At 71.4% G+C, this 17,153-nt stretch carries 16 protein-coding genes; 9 read left to right on the plus strand and 7 right to left on the minus strand.

Annotation, left to right across the window (positions count from 1 at the left end):
* Positions 1-48 precede the first annotated feature (48 nt).
* The 5 genes from N6H00_RS37755 to N6H00_RS37775 form a co-directional block, all read right to left on the minus strand.
* Positions 49-1,767 carry an FAD-binding protein gene (locus N6H00_RS37755; RefSeq protein WP_268976399.1) on the minus strand — a complete coding sequence of 573 codons (1,719 nt, stop codon included), beginning with the start codon at positions 1,765-1,767 and terminating at the stop codon, positions 49-51.
* A gap of 29 nt (positions 1,768-1,796) precedes the next feature.
* Positions 1,797-2,648, minus strand: coding sequence for a TIM barrel protein (locus tag N6H00_RS37760; RefSeq protein ID WP_268976400.1), 852 nt, complete (start codon positions 2,646-2,648; stop codon positions 1,797-1,799).
* Positions 2,621-3,724 (minus strand): Gfo/Idh/MocA family protein, encoded by a 1,104-nt coding sequence (locus N6H00_RS37765; protein WP_268976401.1) that lies wholly within the window; start codon positions 3,722-3,724, stop codon positions 2,621-2,623. Before N6H00_RS37765 ends, N6H00_RS37760 begins: the two co-directional genes overlap by 28 nt.
* The gene (locus N6H00_RS37770; RefSeq protein WP_268976402.1) at positions 3,724-5,109 is read right to left on the minus strand and encodes an MFS transporter; all 1,386 of its coding nucleotides are present in this window, start codon (positions 5,107-5,109) and stop codon (positions 3,724-3,726) included. The genes N6H00_RS37765 and N6H00_RS37770 overlap by 1 nt, the downstream gene beginning before the upstream one ends.
* Positions 5,110-5,264: 155 nt before the next feature.
* Entirely contained in the window at positions 5,265-6,161 is an 897-nt protein-coding gene (locus tag N6H00_RS37775) for a LysR family transcriptional regulator (RefSeq protein ID WP_268976403.1), read from the minus strand.
* 154 nt (positions 6,162-6,315) lie between these two features.
* Here N6H00_RS37775 and N6H00_RS37780 point away from each other — a divergent pair, with 154 nt between their 5' ends.
* Complete coding sequence (locus N6H00_RS37780) at positions 6,316-8,043, plus strand: FAD-dependent oxidoreductase (protein WP_268976404.1); 1,728 nt, start codon at positions 6,316-6,318, stop codon at positions 8,041-8,043.
* Entirely contained in the window at positions 8,040-8,729 is a 690-nt protein-coding gene (locus tag N6H00_RS37785) for an SDR family NAD(P)-dependent oxidoreductase (RefSeq protein ID WP_268976405.1), read from the plus strand. Before N6H00_RS37780 ends, N6H00_RS37785 begins: the two co-directional genes overlap by 4 nt.
* On the opposite strand, the gene N6H00_RS37790 is transcribed toward N6H00_RS37785, so the two are convergent.
* Together N6H00_RS37790 and N6H00_RS37795 are read right to left on the minus strand one after the other, a co-directional pair.
* The gene (locus N6H00_RS37790; RefSeq protein ID WP_268976406.1) at positions 8,696-8,953 is read right to left on the minus strand and encodes a hypothetical protein; all 258 of its coding nucleotides are present in this window, start codon (positions 8,951-8,953) and stop codon (positions 8,696-8,698) included. The two genes, N6H00_RS37785 and N6H00_RS37790, sit on opposite strands and share 34 nt — an antisense overlap.
* 17 nt (positions 8,954-8,970) lie before the next feature.
* Positions 8,971-9,579 carry a TetR/AcrR family transcriptional regulator gene (locus N6H00_RS37795; RefSeq protein ID WP_268976407.1) on the minus strand — a complete coding sequence of 203 codons (609 nt, stop codon included), beginning with the start codon at positions 9,577-9,579 and terminating at the stop codon, positions 8,971-8,973.
* 173 nt (positions 9,580-9,752) lie between these two features.
* On the opposite strand from N6H00_RS37795, the gene N6H00_RS37800 reads away from it, so the two are divergent.
* The 7 genes from N6H00_RS37800 to N6H00_RS37830 are packed head-to-tail and all read left to right on the plus strand — an operon-like array spanning position 9,753 to position 17,059.
* Entirely contained in the window at positions 9,753-10,727 is a 975-nt protein-coding gene (locus N6H00_RS37800; protein ID WP_268976408.1) for a phosphotriesterase, read from the plus strand.
* Positions 10,728-10,784: 57 nt separating this feature from the next.
* Positions 10,785-11,738 carry a phosphotriesterase family protein gene (locus N6H00_RS37805; RefSeq protein WP_268976409.1) on the plus strand — a complete coding sequence of 318 codons (954 nt, stop codon included), beginning with the start codon at positions 10,785-10,787 and terminating at the stop codon, positions 11,736-11,738.
* A gap of 60 nt (positions 11,739-11,798) precedes the next feature.
* Entirely contained in the window at positions 11,799-12,923 is a 1,125-nt protein-coding gene (locus N6H00_RS37810; RefSeq protein WP_268976410.1) for an FAD-dependent monooxygenase, read from the plus strand.
* Positions 12,924-12,927: 4 nt separating this feature from the next.
* The gene (locus N6H00_RS37815) at positions 12,928-13,851 is read left to right on the plus strand and encodes an alpha/beta hydrolase (RefSeq protein ID WP_268976411.1); all 924 of its coding nucleotides are present in this window, start codon (positions 12,928-12,930) and stop codon (positions 13,849-13,851) included.
* A gap of 36 nt (positions 13,852-13,887) precedes the next feature.
* A complete protein-coding gene (locus tag N6H00_RS37820) occupies positions 13,888-14,853 on the plus strand; it encodes an MBL fold metallo-hydrolase (RefSeq protein ID WP_268976412.1) in 966 nt (321 codons plus the stop codon).
* Entirely contained in the window at positions 14,850-16,565 is a 1,716-nt protein-coding gene (locus N6H00_RS37825; RefSeq protein ID WP_268976413.1) for a CocE/NonD family hydrolase, read from the plus strand. Before N6H00_RS37820 ends, N6H00_RS37825 begins: the two co-directional genes overlap by 4 nt.
* Before the next feature lie 53 nt (positions 16,566-16,618).
* Positions 16,619-17,059: a hypothetical protein gene (locus N6H00_RS37830; RefSeq protein WP_268976414.1), complete on the plus strand. Its 441-nt coding sequence runs from the start codon at positions 16,619-16,621 to the stop codon at positions 17,057-17,059.
* Positions 17,060-17,153 lie beyond the last annotated feature (94 nt).

The following is a 17,153-nucleotide window of genomic DNA, read 5'->3' on the forward strand; positions in this document are numbered from 1 at the left end:
TGGGGTTGCCGCTGTGGATGGGGGGGCGAGCCGGAGGGGGCCGTGTCCTCATCCCTCCGGGCTCGTGGCGCGGGCGGCGTGGCGGGCCGCCAGGTACCCGAAGGTCAGGCCCGCGCCGACCTGGCAGCCCGCTCCGGGGTACTCCGACGCCATGATGGAGTTCGCGTCGTTGCCGCAGGCGTAGAGCCCGGGGACCGGTTCGCCGTGGTCGTCGAGGACCTGGGCGTCGGGATTGGTCCGCAGCCCCAGCGCGGTGGCCAGCGGGGTCGGGACGACGGCGACCGCGTGGAAGGGCGCCCGCTCGATGGGGCCGAGGTTGACATTGGGGGTATGGGTCGGATCGCCGTACTGGTGGCCGAAGGGGCTGCGTCCCTTGCCGAACTCCTCGTCGACGCCGGTGCGGGCGAAGCGGTTGTGGTCGGAGACGGTGCGTTCCAGACCGCCGGGGTCGACACCGATGGCGGCCGCGAGTTCCCGGACCGTGCGGCCGGTGTACAGGTATCCGGCGTCGGCGTACCGCTTGAGTCTGGCCTTGGGCAGATGCGGGCGGATCATGCCGAGCCCGTACGCGGCCAGGCCGGCGGAGTCGATGACGAGCCAGGCCGGGATGGTCGGCACGGACGTGTGCGAGTCGAACATCGCGCGGGTGAACCGGTGGTAGGACACCGACTCGTCGACGAACCGGCGGCCGGCGGCGTTGACGGCGACGATGCCGGGCTTGGCCCGGTCCCAGATGTGCGGGAAGACCGCGGTGGAACCGTCCGGGCGGCGGCCGATGGAGCTGGGGAACCACAGGGCGTTGTCGTCCCTCGGCTCGCCCAGCGCGCCGCCGACGGCGCGGGCGAGGTCGAGGGTGTCGCCGGTGGCGCCCTCCCCGGCGCGGGTGAACTGCGGGGTGGGCCGCGGCAGGTACTGGGCACGCAGGCGCGGGCTGGCGGAGAATCCCCCGGCGGCCAGCACGACACCACGGCGGGCGGCCACCCGCACCGTGCGGCCGCGGTGCGAGACGACCGCGCCCACGACGCGGCCGGTGCGGTCGGTGACGAGCTCCGTGGTGCGCGCGGTGAACCACACGTCGCCGGAGCGTTGCAGGAGTGTGTGGTAGAGATTCGCCACGAGTGCGTTCCCCATGGCCAGCCGGGTGCCGCGCGGGTACTGAAGGCGGTCCGCGGCCCAGCGGGCGCCGAGCCGGGCGGCGACGGCCATGCCGCGCACCGATCCGTCGAAGACGGTCAGGAGCTGGTTGACCTCGGGGCGGCGGACCATGAGCGTCCCGTGGAAGAGCGCGAACTCCGGCACCGGGCGGCGGATCCTGCCGAAGCGGGTTCTGCCGAGCTTGCGGCCGTCGAAGGTGTGGGGTTCCAGGGCGCGTCCGGTACCGGCACCGGCGATCTCGGGGTGGTAGTCCACGACGGTCTTGGAGTGCCAGAACCCCACGCCGATGCGGTCCAGGTAGTCGATCATGGCGGGTCCGTGTGCCAGGTAGGCCTCGCGCAGTTCGCGGGGGGCCCGGTCGCCGACCAGGGCGTCCAGGTAGCGGCTCGCGGCCGTGGTGTCCGCGGCCGGGTCGCTCTGGTAGCGGTGCCCGGGGATCCAGCACGTTCCGGCGGAGTAGGCGGTGGTACCGCCGAGCCACTCGGTCTTCTCCAGCACCAGCACGGACAGTCCCTCCTGGGCGCCGACGACCGCGGCGCCCATGCCGCCCGCGCCGGAACCGAGGACGAGGAGGTCGACCTCGCGGGTCCAGTTCCGGCCTGTCTCAGTCATGGATCGGTTCCCTCCTGTGGGGGGTCGTCTCAGGCACGGGCGCTCACCGCGGCCAGGACGGTCCGCAGGCCCTGGAGGTTGCGCCGTGCGTACTCCAGCGGGGTGAGGCGGGATTGCAGCGCGGCGTGGGGGACCTCGATGCTCAGAGGTGTTCCGGCGGGGGCCGCGGCGATCAGCTCCGTCAGCGGCAGTTGCCCTTCGCCGATCAGCTGCCGCCGCACCCGGGCTTCGATCTGGAGGACCGAGCCGTCGGCCGTCATCCCGAGCGGAAGCCGGTCGGGGAGATCGAGGTGTTCGGGTACGTCCAGCGGGCCGTCGCACAGTTGCAGGCACGGGATGAGGTGGGGCTTCAGGGCACGGATGTCGTCGACCGAGTTGCCGCCGCGCTGGAGGTGCAGGGCGTCGAGGAGCACGGCCGCCCCGGCGGCCGAGGCGATGTCGGCGGCCTCGGCGATGGTGCGCACCGGCTGGTAGCTGATGGGTTCGAGGGTGGGCCGGATGCCGACGGCCGTGGCGTCGGCGGTCAGCGCGGCGAGGGTGTCGGTCAGGCGCCGCCGGTCCGGGTCGGCGCCGGCGACGCTGATCGTGCGGGCGCCGAGGGCGGCGCCGGCGTCGAGGGCGGGCCGCCAGTGGGCCGGGACGGTGTCCGGGCCCAAGGTCAGGAACTCCACGTCGCGCACCCGCAAGCCGGTGTCGTCGAGGCGCTGGAGTGTCTCGCGGGACATCGGCGAGCCGGGCTCCATGGGGTACTGGCGTTCGCCCTCGGTGGCCGCGTTGACCCGGATGCCGACGAAGTCGTACCCGGCCGCCGCCGCGGTGCTGACGAGTTCCGGCGGGCTGAGCCGCAGCAGGGTCAGGTGGGCGAGTCCGATGGGGGACATGGGGTGATCTCCTCGTCCAGGGTGGGGACAGGCTCAGGTCGGCCGGCGGCGGCCGAGGCGTAGCAGGCGGTGAGGATCGCGAGGGACTTCGCGGCCTCGCGTCCGGTGACGGCGGGTTCGCGGCCGCCTCGGACGGCGTCGGCGAACTCCGCGATCAGCAGCGCGTGGAAGGGGGCGAGAGCGCCGTTGATCCGGGACAGCGGGGGATCCGCGATCAGGCCGGTGCCGAAGGGCGATGCCGCTGTCCCGGCGCCGGGGACGGCCCATACGTCGATCCGTGCCTCGCTGCCCTCCGGGTACTCGGCGAGTCCCGCACTCGCCCCGGTGCGGCCCGAGACCAGCACCCGGGTGCCCAGGCCGGGGGTGAGCGCCGTGGACGCGGCGAGCGTGGCCAGGCCACCGGAGGCGAACCGCACGGTCGCGACGGCGGTGTCCTCGACCTCGATCGCCTCGCCGTGCCGGAACGCGGCGTGTGCGCAGCTCACCTCGACCGCTTCGCCCATGTACCACTGGAGCAGGTCGATGTTGTGGATGGCCTGGGTCATCAGGACCCCGCCGCCGTCACTCGCCCAGGTCCCGCGCCAGGCGTCGGCCGTGTAGTACGAGGTGTCGCGGTGCAGCAGGACCGAGGTGTGCCCGAGGACCGGGACGCCCAGGGTGCCGTCGTCGATCGCGGTCCGGATGCGCCGGGCGGCGGGCCAGAACCGCCGCTGGAACGCCACTCCGAGGGTCACTCCGGCCGCCTCGCACGCGGCCACCATCCGGGCGGCCGCGCCGAGTTCGGTGGCGATCGGTTTCTCGCACAGCACATGTACTCCGTGTGCGGCGGCCTGGGTGACGACGGCCTCGTGCGTGGGGTGCGGGGTACAGACGCTGACCAGGTCCAGGCCCAGTGCGAAGAGGTCGTCAGGAGTGCCGGCGCCGGCCCCGTACCGTCCGGCGAACCGGGCGGCGCGGGTCGGGTCGATGTCACCGCACGCCACCAGTTCCACACCGGGCAGATCGCGGTAGGCGGCGGCGTGGTTGCCGGCGACGTTTCCGCATCCGATCACGCCCGCGCGCAGTGCCGACCCCATCAGCGTGCCTCGGAGGCGTCGGCCCGCGGGCCCGGCCCGGTCGCGGCGAGCCCCGCGGGGCGGGGTTCGCCGAGCAGTGCGGTGGGCGTGCGGTGGGTTTCCGGGCCGGTCAGCGCGGCGATGGCCGAGGCGAGGGTGAAGCCGGCGCACAGCCACCCCACCGGCGTCCAGTTCGCCTGGTCACCCGCGGTGATGGCGGTGGCGAGCAGCGGGGTGAAGCCCGCCGCGAGCAGGCCGACCATCAGCCCGATGGCCATGCCGCTGTAGCGGACCCGGGCCGGGAACTGTTCGGGGAAGTAGGCCGGGTAGACACCGTTGGGAGCGGCGTAACACAGGCCGATCAGCAGCACGCACGAGGCGTAGATCCATGGGACGTTCCGCGTGCCGATGGCGTGGAAGAAGACGAACACCATGGCGCCCACGCCGATCAGACCGGTGACGAAGACGGGTTTGCGTCCGATCCGGTCGGCGATGATGCCGTAGACGGGCTGGGTGAGCACGGCGACCCCGTTGGAGACCGAGATGACCGTCAGCATGGTGGGCTTGGAGATGCCGGCCACCTCGGTGGCGTAGGCGAGGGCGAAGACGTTGACCATCGTGTTGACCATGGCGAAGGACGCACAGACCGCGACCCGCAGCAAGGTCGCCCAGTGGTGGCGGAACAGCTCGACGACGGGTGCCTTGGCGGTCTCGGCGCTCTCCCGCAGTTCGGCGAAGACCTCGGGCTCGTGCAGCGAGCGGCGCAGGAAGTAGGCGACAGCGGTGACCACGATGCTCAGCCAGAACGGGATGCGCCAGCCCCAGCTGATGAGCTGGTCCTCGGGCAGGGCGGCGATCGGGATGAACACCAGGCTCGAGACCACGATCCCGAACATGATCCCGCTCATGGTGAAGCTGGTGTAGAACGCCCGGTGCCGGTCGGGGGCGTGCTCGACGGTCAGGGAGCTGGCGCCGGGGGACTCTCCGCCGGCGGAGAGTCCCTGGAGCAGTCGCAGCCCGACCAGGAGGAGCGGCGCGGCGACGCCGATCTGCCGGTAGCCGGGCAGGCAGCCGATGAGGAAGGTGGAGCCGCCCATCAGCAGCAGGGTGCACATCAAGGTGTTGCGGCGGCCGAGCCGGTCACCGAAGTGTCCGAACAGCAACGCGCCGAGCGGGCGGGCGACATAGGCCACGCCCAGCGTGGCGATGGACATGAGGGCGCCGGTGGCCCCGGCGTCCGGGAAGAACACCTTGCCGAACACCAGCGCGGCGGCCGAGCCGTAGATGAAGAAGTCGTAGTACTCGAGGGTGCTTCCCAGGAAGCCCGAGACGGCGGCCTTCCTGGGATCGTTGCGGGTTCCGGAGGGGGAGCTGCCCGGGTGAGTAGCCGATGCCGCTGCGGACATGGGCGGTCCTTTCGATCCGGCGTCGTCGACGGAGATCCGGCCCGGGGCGGTGGTGCCCGTGCGGAGTCCGGTGGGGGTGTCGACGAGAGTCGCAGGCTCGAATATGTGCCGTCCAATACTTGATTTAACTTAGACTTTGCTTGCTCGACACACAATCACGTCTCCGGTGTGGGCAGCACCTCCTCGGCGACCTCGAGCACGGCCCGCAGCACGGGCGACGGATTGTCCTCCCGCCACGCCAGGGCGTGGTCCATATAGGTCGGCTCGTCGCGCAGCGGTACGAACGCCGAGGCCGAGGGCATGATCCCCGCGACATTGGACGGCATCAGCGCGACCCCGACGCCGGCCGACACCAGGGTCAGGATCATGTACGGGTCGGTGATCTCCTGGACCACGCGGGGCCGGAACCCGGCCTTCACGCAGGCCCGCAGCGTCGACTCCTGGAGCGCCGAACCGGCCGCGGCCGGCGTGGTGATGAACCCCTCGTCGGCCAGGTCGGCGAGGTCGATCGCGGACTCCCCGGCCAACGGGTGGTCGACCGGCAGCGCCGCGCCGAGCGGCTCCCGTCCGATCAGCCGCGTACGCACCGGGGAAGGGGCGATCGGCAGGCCGACGAAGGCGATGTCCAGGCCGCCCTGCTCCAGTTGCTCGATGCCGTCCCGGGTCACGACCCGCATGGTCAGCGACAGGGTGACCTGGGGGTACCGCTGACGGACCGCCCTGGTCAACGGCGGCAGCGTGTGGTGGTTGAGGGCGCCGGAGAAACCGAGGGAGACCGTGCCGTACACCTCCCCGGCGGTGGCCCGGGTCGACTGCCGCCCCAGTTCGAGCTCCTCGAACACGCGGTGGGCGTGCGGCAGGAACGCCTGCCCGGCCGGGGTCAGCGCGACGCTGCGGGTGCTGCGGTCGAACAGCCTCACCCCGAGTTCCTTCTCCAGCTTGCGAATGGTCTGGCTCAGTGGCGACTGGGCGAGCCTCAGTCGCGTGGCGGCGCGACCGAAGTGCAGTTCCTCGGCGACGGCGATGAACGCCTCGAGCCAGCGGATCTCCATGTGCGGAACCTCCCCGGCGACAGGGCTTGCGCTGCCCCGTCCTCGGCATGTAGTCAATTTCGAGCACAGTGATGCGTTGATTTTATACGTGAACTTACATAGTCCTGGACCGTACGGCACACAGTCGGCTCCGGGACGCAGGAGGGACAGCACCGTGACCACGCGAACATCCCCAACGGCACCAGCACAGCGGTACGACGTGGTCGTCGTCGGCTCCGGAGCGGGCGGGCTCGCCACGGCGGTGACCGCCGCCCACCACGGCCTGCGGGTCGTGGTCCTCGAACGCGCCGCGGTCTGCGGTGGCGCCACGGCCTGGTCCGGCGGGTGGATGTGGGCACCGGGCAACCCCCTGGCGCGGGCCGACGGAGTCCGGGAGGAGACCGATGAGTTCCGCGACTACCTGCGCGCCGCACTCGGCGAGCACTACGAACCGGCCCGGGTCGACGCCTTCCTGGCCGCCGCCCCCGAGATGGTGCGGTTCTTCCACGATCACACCGCCCTGACCTTCGAACCGGGCGCCAGGATCTGCGACATCTACGGCGATCTCCCCGGCGCCGGCACCGGACACCGGTCCGTGGCGCCCGCCCCCGCCGACCTCCGCCGGCTCGGCGACGACGTGGCGCGCCTCCTGCGCCGTCAGCTGTACGAGACCTCGTTCCTCGGCATGGGGATCATGGCCGGGCCGGATCTGGCCGGCTTTCTCGCCGCGTCCCGCGGCGACGTCCGCGGCCTGCTGCACGCCACCCGCCGAGTCGGGCGCCACCTGTTCGACCTGGCCACCAAGCGACGGGGCATGCAACTGGTCAACGGCACCGCGCTGGTCGGACGGCTGCTGCGGTCGGCCCTGGACGCCGGTGTCGACATCCGGGTGTCGACCCCCGTCACCGAACTGATCCGCGAGAAAGGCCGGGTCACCGGCGTGGTGGCGGCCACCGCGGGCGGCCCGCTCCGGCTCACGGCGGCGCAGGGCGTGGTCCTGGCCACCGGCGGTTTCCCCCGCGACGAGGCCCGGCGCCGTGCGCTGTTCCCGCGCGGGGAGCGGCACTGGACCCTCGCCCCCGAGGAGGCCGACGGCGCGGGCGCCACCCTGGGTGAGTCGGCCGGGGGCCGGCTGCACACCGACCTGGCCTCCCCGGCCGCCTGGTGCCCGGTCTCCCTGGTGCCCTACCGGGGCGGCCGCACCGGAGTGTTCCCGCACATCATGGACCGTGCCAAGCCCGGCAGCATCGGCGTGCTGCGCGACGGACGGCGGTTCGTCAACGAGGCCAACGGCTACTACGACTACGTCGCGGCACTGATCGCGGCGACCCCGGACGGCGAACCGGTCGAGGCCTGGCAGATCGCCGACGCCCGGTTCGTACGCCGCTATCCGCTGGGCATGGCCAAGCCCCGCCCGATCCCCCTCTTCCCCTACCTGCGCAGCGGCTATCTCCGCCGCGGCCGTACGCTCGAGGAACTCGCCCGCGCCTGCGGCATCGACCCGGCCGGGCTCGCCACGACCGTCGCGGAGTTCAACGACGCCGCCCGCCGCGGCGAGGACCCCGCCTTCGGCCGCGGGGCGACGCCGTTCAACCGCTACGGAGGCGACCCGACGGTGACCCCGAACCCCTCGCTCGCCCCGCTGGAGAAGGGACCGTTCTACGCCGTGCGGATCGTCCCCGGCAGTTTCGGCACCTTCGCCGGGCTGGCCACCGACGAGCACGCCCGGGTCCTGGGCGACCGGCACGAACCGGTCCACGGGCTCTACGCCGTCGGCAACGACCAGGCGAGCGTGATGGGCGGCCACTACCCCGCCGGCGGAATCAACCTCGGGCCGGCCATGACCTTCGGCTGGATCGCCGCGCGCCACCTCGCCCAGGTGACCTCGGGAGCCGCCGCATGAGGCACCCCGAGGGCGTGTCGGCCCTGGTCACCGGGGGAGCGGGCGGGATCGGCGCCGCGACCGCGGCGAAGCTGCGCGCCGAAGGGGTACGGGTCGTCACCGCCGACCTCGCCCCGGGCGCGGACGAGAGGCTGGACGTCACCGACCCCGAGGCCGTCGCCGCGCTCGTCGAGAGGCTGGGCCCGGTGGGCATCCTCGTACACTGCGCGGGCATCGTAGGCCCCTCCCGCCCCCTCGCCGAACTCGACCTGGACGCGTGGCAGACCACCTTCCGGGTCAACGTCGACGGCACCTTCCTGCTGTGCCGCGCCGTCGTGCCGGGCATGGTGAACGCGGGCTGGGGCCGGATCGTCACCTTGGCGAGCATCGCGGCCAAGGACGGCAACCCCACCCAGAGCGCCTACTCGGCGTCGAAGGCCGCCGTCGTCGCGCTCACCAAGTCCCTGGGCAAGGAGCTGGCCACGACCGGCGTCCTGGTCAACGCCGTCGCGCCCGCGGCCGTCCGGACCCCGATGAACGCGCACACCGCTCCCGAGGTGCTCGCCCGCTCCCAGGCCCTCACGCCGATGGGCCGCTTCGGCCGGGCCGAGGAGATCGCCGAGCTGATCGCGTGGCTCTGCTCGGAGCAGGTCAGCTTCTCCACCGGCGCCGTCTACGACGCCAGCGGTGGCCGGGCGACGTACTGATGCGCTGATGCCTGCTCGCCGCCGCGGGCGATCCAGGTCTTCCCGGCCCGTGCCCCGGCACCGGCGAACGCCTCCTGCGCCTGTGGCGGCGGGAAGCGGGCCTCGATGAGGGCGCCGGGCCGCACCGCCCGCTCCAGCCACTGGGGGTGCGGCTCGGTGACGGCCGGCCGGATGCCGAGCCGGACCAGGATCAGGCAGAGCGGCGAGGCCATCGCCGAGGACATCCGGCGGCGGTACGCCCTCAGGTCAGCAGCCGTACCCAACTGTCGCCGAGCTCGTCGAGCATCTGGTCGGGCGTGAGCTTCCAGTCGGCGCGCTCCCAGTTCTGGGCGACGTAGTCGAGCTGCGCCATCGCGAGAACGCCCCGGAAGTGGCGCTGATGGGGTTCCAGACGCTCGGCCACCGCCAGTCCGTCCGCTATATCGCTGATGGCCTCCTCCATCCATCGCTCGACCAGATCGGTGAGTTCCGGGTCGACCACCGCGGCGTCGCGGCCGACGCGGATGATCGGCCGGATGGCCGGCCAGCTGCCGGCGGTACGCCGCAGCCACGCCATGATCGCCTCCGGCGTTCCGTCGGCGACAGTGGCGACGAGGTCCTGCGCCGTGGAGCCGTGCTCGGAGGAGCGGACGCGTTGCAGCGCCTCGTTGAGCTGCTCGTCGATGAGCGCCTTCATCAGTTCGCTGCGGGACGAGAAGTACGCGTAGAAGGTCACGCGTGTGGTGCCCGCCGCGGTCGCGATGTCGTCCACCGTGGTGGCGGCGTACCCCTTCGTCTTGAAGAGCTCAAGCCCTGACTCCAGCAGCAGGCGGCGCGTCATCCGTTTGTGCGCCTCACGAAGGTTCGCCATGCCCGGATCCTAACGCGCCACCGCACGTCGAGCGTACAGACTGACTGTGCGACATACGAATTGTTCTTCCTCTGTACGGTGTGCTTGTTTGGTTGACGCGCTGTAAAGCGAATGGCTATCGTGACGGCAGCCACAGGGTGCTGTGCACCTCATTCGGACACGTGAGAGCAGGCATGAGCGTCAAGAGCAACACCGTGAACACCGTCCTGGGCCCGGTGCCCCCTGAAGAGCTGGGTGTCGCCTTGGTCCACGAGGCGCTGCTGTCGGTGGTCCCGGGCGCGGAGCACGCCTTCGACGTCACCATCGACCGCGCGGAGATCTTCGAGACCCTCGCCGCGAAGCTGCGGGACTTCCGCGCCCACGGCGGCGGCACGATCGTCGACAGCACCGGCATGTTCCACGGCCGGGACCTCCGGCTGTACGAGACCCTGTCCCGCACGACCGGCGTGCACATCGTCGCCTCGACGGGGCAGGGCCCGCAGGACATGCTCGGCGGCTACTTCCTCACGCCGCAGACCAACCCGCCGACGCCGTGGCCGGCCGAGAAGTTCGCCGACCTCTTCACCAAGGAGGTCACCGAGGGCATGGTGGTCCCCCGCGTGGAGCGCCGCGGCGCCGCCGGCCTGGTGGCCACCGCCGCGACCCCTACGGGCATGACCGCCACCGACGAGAGCCTGTTCCGCGGCGCGGCCCGGACCGCCCTGAGCACCGGCGTCGCGGTCTCCCTCCGCTACGGCAGCGACGCCGTCCACGACCTCGACGTCGTCCTGGACGAGAAGCTGCCGGCCGGCCGCGTCGTCGTCGGCGGACTCGACCGCGAGGACGCCATCGCCGCCGGCGCGCCCCTGGAGATCGCCCGCCGCGGCGCCTACATCGCACTCGACCACGTCGGCGTGGCGGACCGGCCCCACATCGCCGATGCCGAGCGCGCCGCCCTGGTCGCCGACCTCGTGCGGGCCGGCTTCGGCCACCGGATCCTGCTCTCGAGCGGCGCCACCGGGGTGGCGAAGGGCCACCCCGGCAACGACCTGCCGTACAGCTACGTCCTGACCACCTTCGTCCCGCTCCTGACGGAACAGGGCCTCAGCGACGAGGACGTGCGACGGATTCTCGTGGCCAACCCGCGCGACCTGCTGTCGGTGCGCTGAGCACACCGGCGCCAACGACCGTCAAGTCTCTTTCTTCAAAGGTGAAGGTGAGTGTTTGTGTCGAGAGTGAACACCGTCCTGGGAGCGATCCCGGCCGAGGAACTGGGTCTCGTGGCCGTCCACGAGCACATCGGCTACGGCATGCCCGGCTCCGAACTGGACACGCGATGGTGGAAGACCCCCGAGCAGCGGTACGAGGAGACCGTCCCGAAGCTGCGCCGGTTCCACGAACACGGCGGCGGCACCTTCGTCGACGTGACCGGGATCTGCAACGGCCGGGACGTCGACTACTACAAGTCGCTGTCCGCGAAGACCGGCGTCCACATCGTCGCCTGCACCGGCTTCGTCGGCGGCGACACCGCCCTGCCGCACTTCGCGCGGGCAAGCGTGGACTACCTGACCCAGCAGTTCGTCCACGAGATCACCGTCGGCATCGCGGACACCGGCAGCCTCGCCGGTGTCATCAAGGTCGGGGTGAGCCGCGGCGGCCGTATGACCGATCTGGACCAGCGCATCTACCGCGCCGCGGCCCGCGCCTCGCTGACCACGGGCGTGCCGATCCTGACCCACCTCGCGATCGACGCCGAGAACGCGATCGCGATCTTCAACGAAGAGGGCCTGCCCCTGGACCGCGTGCTGTTCGGGCACGTGGACGACGGCGTGAACGCCGACAAGACACGCGATGTCTGGATCGCGGAACAGGGCGGTCGCATCGGCTTCGACACCTTCGGCTACGAGACCGAGCTGCCGGACCCGCCGTTCTGGGCCCGCCCCCGCAAGGAGCGGCTGGACCACTTCCTGAGGTTCATCGGCGGAGGCCGGCTGACGCAGGTCCTCGCCTCCGCCGACGCCAACTGCAGTCCGCTGGGCTGGCCGGGTGTGAAGGGCCACACCGTCAACTACATCTTCGAGGACCTCATCCCGGACCTCCGCGCCGCCGGTCTCGACGAGACGGCGATCAAGACGATCTTCGTCGACAACCCCGCTGACTTCCTGACCATCCAGCAGTAGCGCCATCCAGAAGCAGCGCCATCCAGCAGTAGCGCCATCCAGGAGTGGGAGAGAGCCACCATGCAGCCCTCAGACCTGAAGAACCTCACTGTCGCCGTCGTCGGGGCGGGATACGGCGGCGCGGCGGCGGCCAAGGCCCTGAGCCTGCTCGGCGCCGACGTCACCGTCTACGAGCAGGCGCACCGGATCCGTGAGGTCGGCGCCGGCATCGGCCTGCGTCCCGCCACCATGAACCGGTTCCGCCAGTGGGGAATCCTCGACGCGATCACGAAGGTGAGCTCGCCGAGCGACTACTTCGAAATCCTCACCGCCACCGCCGACCCGATCAAGAAGGAGACGTGGCCCGGGATCCACGACTTCCCCGAGGAGACCACGACCCACCTGATCCACCGCGGCGACTTCATCGACGCCCTGCTGGGCGTACTCCCCGACGGCATGGTGCACCTCGGCCACAAACTGGAGACCGTGCGGGACGAGGGCGACCGCTCCGTCCTCACCTTCGCGGGCGGCAGGACCGTCGAGGCGGACCTGGTCGTCGGTGCCGACGGCATCAAGTCGGTGGTGCGCCGGCAGCTGTTCAGCGACAAGGACCCGGTGTTCTCCGGTGAACACGCCTACCGCGCGGTCATCTCCGTCGACGACGCCTACGGGATGGTCACCGACGACAACCTCCGGATGTACATCGGCCGGGGCACGAAGGTCTACCTGCTGCCGCTGCGCCACCGCGGCCAGGTGTCGTTCGACATCACCGCGCTGTGCCGGGACAGCACCTGGGCACCGCAGGTCACCAAGGACGACCTGGTGGCGACGGTGGCGGGCTTCGACGAGCGCATCGTGAACATCACGCGCGAGCTGGACATGGACACCGTGAACATCCGCGCGGTCTACGACATCGACCCGGTCGACACCTGGCACTCCGACTCCGTCGTCCTCGTGGGCGACGCGGCCCACTCGATGCTGCACCACCAGGGCCAGGGCGCGAACTCGGCCATCGAGGACGCCGGAGCGCTCGCCGACGCCCTCGCGCGGGCGGACTCCCCGAAGGAGGCGCTGGCCCGGTACCAGGCCACCCGGAAGCCGGTGACCGACGCGCTGCAGCGCGTCTCCCGCCAGGGGTGGACCGAGGACGAGATCGATGAGGTCTTCCCCGGCCAGAAGCCCGCCGCCGCTGCCACGCAGGAGTGACGCCATGCCACTGCACCCCGAGATCGCCAAGGTCGTGGCCAATCAGCCGGCCCCGCCCGAGGGCCCGCTCGACCCGGTCGCCCTGCGCGCCGCGGAGGAGGCGCATATCGCTCCCCCCGAGGAGCGCCTGCCGCTCCACGCGGTCGACGAGGTGACCGTCCACACCGCGTCGGGCGGGATACCGGCGCGGATCTACACGCCGGCCGAGGCCGACGCTTACGGCCTGCTGGTCTACTTCCACGGCGGCGCGTTCTTCCTCGGCAGCCTGGAGACGCACGACCACGTCGCGCGCTCGCTGGCGAAGGAGACCGGGCTCAAGGTCATCTCCGTCGGCTACCGGCTGGCGCCCGAGGCCGCCTTCCCGGCCGGTCTCGACGACTGTTACGCGGTCGTGCGGTGGGCCGCCGAGACGGGCGAGAGCCTGGCGTGGGACGGCACGACCCTCGCCATCGCCGGCGACAGCTCCGGCGGCAACTTCGTCGCCGCCGTCGCCGCCAAGGCGCACGACGACGGCTTCCACCGGATCACGCACCAGATCCTCTACTACCCCTCGCTCGACCTGGACTTCGACGTCGACCGCTATGCCTCGCTGCGGGAGAACGCCGTGGGCTACGGCCTGGAGACGGCGGGACTGAGGCCCTTCAACGCCTTCTACCTCGACAGCGGCGCCGATCCCGCGGACCCGCTCGTCTCGCCGATCAAGCGCGCGGACCTCACCGGGCTGCCGCCCGCCCTCATCGTCACCGCGGCCTGCGACCCGCTGCGCGACGAGGGCGAGGCCTACGGCCGGCGGCTGCGGGAGGCCGGCGTGGAGGCGACGGTGAGCCGGTACGAGGGCGCGGGCCACGGATTCGTCCAGCACTTCTCCTGGATTCCCGAATACCACAGGGTCTTCGCGCAGACCCGCGACTTCCTCGGCCGGCGCTGACCCGGCCGACCCGCGTACGAGTGCGGAAGGAACACCATGACGCACGAAGTCAACGTCCATCCACTGGTCTCGCCGTGGGGCCGTTTCGGTCTCTACAGCTTCTTCATCGACGCGCCCGAGCCGGCCATCGTCGACACCGGGATCGCCTCCTCGCCCGCCGAAGGGATGGCGCCCGCGCTCCAGGCGATCGGGCGCCGCGTCCAGGACGTGCGCTGGATCCTGCTGACCCACGGTCACATCGACCACATCGGCGGGGCGCACGCCCTGTGGGAGCTCACCGGCCGGCGCGCACAGGTGGTGATTCACGAGGCCGACGCACCGATGCTCCGCTCGCGGCGGGCCCACGTGGCGGAGTACCGCCGAGGACGGGGCCGGTACCTGGGCGACCCCGAGGGCGAGGCGAAGGTGGCGGCCGCCACGCATGCCGTCATCTCCGGCGAGATGGAACCCTCCCTGCTCGTCCAGGGCGGCGAGACCATCTCTCTCGGCGGTGACGTCACCGTTACGGTGCACTCGACCCCGGGCCACACGCCCGGGTCGGTCGCCTACGTCCTCGACGGGCAACGCTCGGTGTTCGTCGGCGACGCCGTACAGGTCCACGGGGCCGCCAACAACTTCCCCGGCTACACGGACCCGGCCGCCTACCGCGCGAGCCTGAACCATCTGCGCGAGGAGATCCGTCCACGGCGCCTGTACCTCGGCCACCCCTACCGCCGCGCCGACGGCACGCCGTACGGCGTCGAGCTCGACGCCGTACAGGCCCAGGAGGCCCTCGCCCAGAGCCTCGCCGCCGAGGGCCGGGTCGCCGAGGCCGCCCGCGACTGCCTGCGGGCCGGCCCGCGGGAGACCGACTCGCCGTACTCCCCGTTCGCCCGCGCCGCCGAGCGGCTCGGCTACACCGGCGATCCCACGCTCGAGCCATCGCCGTTCTTCACCTCGATGCACGGCTACCGCACCAGCCACGACCAGCATTCATGGCAGAGGAGCTCTCGTCACTCATGACCGACTTTCAGACGATCCGGGCGGGCGAGCAGACCATCGCCGTCCGCAAGGATCTCCGGATCCCGATGCGGGACGGCGTCGAACTCGCCGCGGACGCCTACCACGGCCAGGACGCGACGCCACGGCCCGCCCTGATCGCGATGAGCGCCTACGGCAAGGAGCTTCAGGCCCTCGCCCTCACCATGCCGCCCCAGCGCCGGCCGAGCCCGATGTGGGACGGCTGTATCGAGGCGGGCGACATCGCGCGCGTCGTCGGGGAGGGCTATGTCCACGTCATCGGCGATATGCGCGGGACCGGTGATTCCGGCGGCGTCATGATCGGCAACTACAACTTCGGCGGGGTTTCCCAGGGGCAGGACCTGTACGACCTCATCGAGTGGGTTGCCGCACAGCCGTGGTGCGATGGCAACGTCGGCATGATCGGCATCTCGTACTTCGGCTCCATGCAGGTGCTCGCCGCCGCCGAGCGCCCGCCGCACCTCAAGGCGATCTTCGTCAGCGGCGGCCACTACGACTTCTACGAGACCACCTACCACGGCGGCATCATGTGGTTCATGCCGCGCGCCGCCCGCGAGGGCCGCGGTGGCGACTCCGGCATCGCGCACACCAATGTCAGGTCCCGGATGCGGGAGGTCCACTCTCCCGAGGAACTGAAGAAGCTCGTCGAGAAGCGGCTGGCCGACCCGGACGTGGCGGCCTGGCCGAACCTCGTGCACGTGCTCACGTACCCGAAGAACCGCGAGTTCTGGTTCGACATCGTGATGAACCCCCTCGACGGCGACTGGTACGAGGAGCGCAACCCGATCACCCTGGCGCGGAACATCGACATCCCGGTCTACCTCCAGATCGACCAGGGACGCGGCTGGACCGTGGACGGCCACATCGAGCTGTTCAACGTCCTCAAGGGCCCCAAGAAGCTGGACATCGGCTCCTACCCGCCGATGCAGTCGCGCCCCTGGATCGAAGAGCACGACAAGATGTTCCGCTGGTACGAGTACTGGCTGAAGGGCGTCGACAACGGCGTCATGGACGAGCCGGCCGTGAGCGTCTTCGTCGAGGGCTCGCGCGAGGTGGTCACCGCGGCGCAGTGGCCGCCGAAGGAGACCGAGTACACACCGCTCTACCTGCGCCCGCGGGGCAAGCTCTCCTTCGAACCCGAGCTCATGGGTGCCGAGCACGCCGCCCCCGACGGCTTCTACCAGGCACCGCTCACCGTCACCGACAAGGTCGAGGTGCTGAGCTGGTCGACCGATCCGTTCGAGCAGCCCACCGAACTGATCGGCACCGGCGCGGCGCACCTGTTCGCGGAAATCGACCAGGACGACACCAACTTCATCCTGCGCCTGTGGGACGAGACTCCCGGCGGCGGCCGGCAGCTGATCACCACCGGTTATCTCAAGGCCTCCCACCGCGAACTCGACGAGGAGCGCACCACCGAGGGCAACCCCTACCATCCGCACACCCGAGCGGTGCCGGTGGAGCCCGGGACAATCGAGGAGTACGTGCTGCGGCTCTATCCGTTCGCGGCCACCTTCCAGCCAGGCCACCGCCTGGTGGCGGAGCTGTCGAACGACGAGCCGCCGGCCGACGCGCACAACGCGCTGCTGCCACCGGACGCCTTCCACCTGCCGGTCGGCCGCCCCGTCACCCACAAGATCTACCGCGACGCCGCACACCCCTCCCGGCTCGTGCTCCCATTCACGAGCCGCTGATCACGGACCACATCCCGGGGGAGCGGCCGCACGGCTCACGTACCCTCGGCACCGTGCCCCGTCACCCGAAGAAGCCCCGCCGCCTGGTCGCCGACGGGCGCGCGTACCTGTGGACGCTCCGCCACAGCCACCGCGTGCTGGACAACGGCAGGTCCGCGGACTGCCGCGAGATCCTCACGCTGTACCCGCAGCCGGCCGGCACCGGCGGCCCGCTGCGCATCGTCTTCGCCGAGGGTCCGGGCCGGTACGTCCCGGGCGGCTTCCCCATGGGTTCCGGGGACGTGGGGTACGTCCGGGGCGGCTCCCTGAACCTGCACCAACCGGGCGCCGTCCGGGCCCTGCTCGACGCGGTGTCGGCCCGCGGGTGGCAGCCGGGGGAGCGGCGGGCGTCGGAGGTCGACGGCTGGCCCCTCCTGGAGGCGGCAGCCACCGCACGAGCCGGGGACGGCGGCCCCGCGGAGCCGCAGGAGACGATCGCGGGGCCGCGCCGGTAGGTAAAACCGGCCTGGGCGTGGATGCCGCGGTCGCTCACGCCGCGTGCGCGGTGCTTCCTGGCGGGTACTCACGTATTCCACGTGGTCGTACACG

The organism is Streptomyces sp. S465 (genome assembly GCF_026898115.1).
Taxonomy (GTDB): Bacteria; Actinomycetota; Actinomycetes; order Streptomycetales; family Streptomycetaceae; genus Streptomyces; species Streptomyces luomodiensis.